Origin of the sequence: Streptomyces sp. NPDC060064 (assembly GCF_042736455.1) — a bacterium.
Classification (GTDB): Bacteria; Actinomycetota; Actinomycetes; order Streptomycetales; family Streptomycetaceae; genus Streptomyces.
On record NZ_JBHWWF010000106.1, the window covers coordinates 1 to 1,593 of the forward strand.

Annotated in this window: 1 protein-coding gene and 1 pseudogene; both read right to left on the reverse strand. The window is 60.6% G+C overall.

Annotated elements, in window-relative coordinates; genetic code table 11:
- Positions 1 to 97: 97 nt before the first annotated feature.
- Positions 98 to 349: pseudogene (locus tag ACFWDI_RS40930) on the reverse strand (transposase); the annotation flags it as partial.
- Positions 350 to 682: 333 nt separating this feature from the next.
- Positions 683 to 1,288 carry an ester cyclase gene (locus ACFWDI_RS40935; protein ID WP_385312186.1) on the reverse strand — a complete coding sequence of 202 codons (606 nt, stop codon included), beginning with the start codon at positions 1,286 to 1,288 and terminating at the stop codon, positions 683 to 685.
- Positions 1,289 to 1,593 lie beyond the last annotated feature (305 nt).

Below are 1,593 nucleotides of genomic sequence, written 5' to 3' on the forward strand. Positions count from 1 at the left end.
TCCTCCGGATACGGAGACTTGCGTCCCACCTGGACATCCCTCCCTGGACCATCAAGATCCATTGTCAGGGTGTCCACTCCAAAGGATCAGCCTCAAGGTGGGCCTGCACCTCACCAGTCGTCAAGCCCTTCGCGGCGAGCGAGATGACTATCTCGTCGACGCCGCCCAGGCGTTTCTGCCTCTTACGCACGATCTTCGGCTCGAAGGCGCCGTCGCAGTCGCGGGGTACGGATATCTCCACAGGCCCGACCTCGGTCAACACCGTCTTGGAACGGGTGCCGTTGCGGGAGTTGCCGCCGTTCTTCCCGGCCGGATCATGCTGGCCGTAGCCGAGGTGATCGGTGCTCTCGGAGAACCCTCAACACCGCTGTCCGAGAAGAGCAGGGCCCCTCAAACAGAACAGATCCGTGCAGTGAAGCTCAATGACAGTCTTACAGACTGCCGCTTGCACACGATCTTCGACTCGAAGGTGCCATCGCGGTCGCGGGGGACGGTTATCCCGAGGAAGGCTTCTGAATCACTGTGCGTCTTCTGTGATCGAGAAGTTGCACCGAAGATTCTACAACTCCCAGGGCAGGGCCAGTTGGTGAACGAATGGTTGGGATGTGATGGCGTCCCGCCCCTGCCATAAAGGAGCGACGGGACCCATCGTGGGAGCTGGCCGATGTGCCGGTATCGATGGCTATGAGAGGCCGAGTTGTTGACCGAAGGTCCGATCATCCCAGAACAGGAATTCCTCGTCCATTACACCGTGCCTGTTCCAGATGCCGACGGTGATCATGTTGATGGCGAACTTCTTGCCGGTCGGCTGAGTGAAGCCACCCTTGCCGTCGGGCATGGGGCGGGTGAAGGTGCCGCGCATGACTGCGGTGACGGCGGTCAGCTCGCCCTTGGCGATCCGGATTGGATGCTCGCTGATGTGGGTGTCCGGTGCCCACACGAACTGGCTCTTGAGATCGGCTATATGCTCGTCAAGGCCGTCGACGTAGCGGCCGTCCGGGAAGTGGACACGAACATTCGGGGCATGGCTCTCTTCGATCCGGGACCATTCCTGCCCAGAGTAGACGACATAGTCGAGCTCATCGAACCGCTCGAGGTGCTCGCGCTCGCAACGGGTCAGATGTCGAGGGTAGGGCTGATCCGGGACCGGGGTCTGGGCAGGATCGCCGAAGAGATGCGGGTTCTGAGCAGCTGCCGCAGCCAGGTCGGTTCCGCTGGCAACAGCGGAGAGAGCAATTGCGCCGATAGCGGCACTTCCGCTCCGGATCACGGAACGACGGTTGAGCATGTGCACGTCCTAAGTAGTCGTCGTGGGTGGTGCCTGTTGAGAGAAACGTTCGCGTCACTGCCCTTACGCGGGCGCGAAACAGTAGCCACAGTGGGAACGTCGCAGCTGGCGATCTCTCACCTCAGAATCTGATCACATGCACCAGCTCAGATGCATGAGTGACCACTACTCAGGATCATTTGCATTATGTTCAGTTCCAACCGTTGCGAGGGCGCTGTCACGTTGGCTGGCCTTTGGGGGATGATCTTCGGGTTGATCGCGTTGGGGGGAGCCGTCCGTGGTGGGTACACCGCCGTCGTACAAGG

Coding starts and splice junctions, on each gene's coding strand:
- ACFWDI_RS40935 (WP_385312186.1), bottom strand. CDS start 1,288: ATGCTCAACCGTCGTTCCGTGATCCGGAGCGGAAGTGCCGCTATCGGC.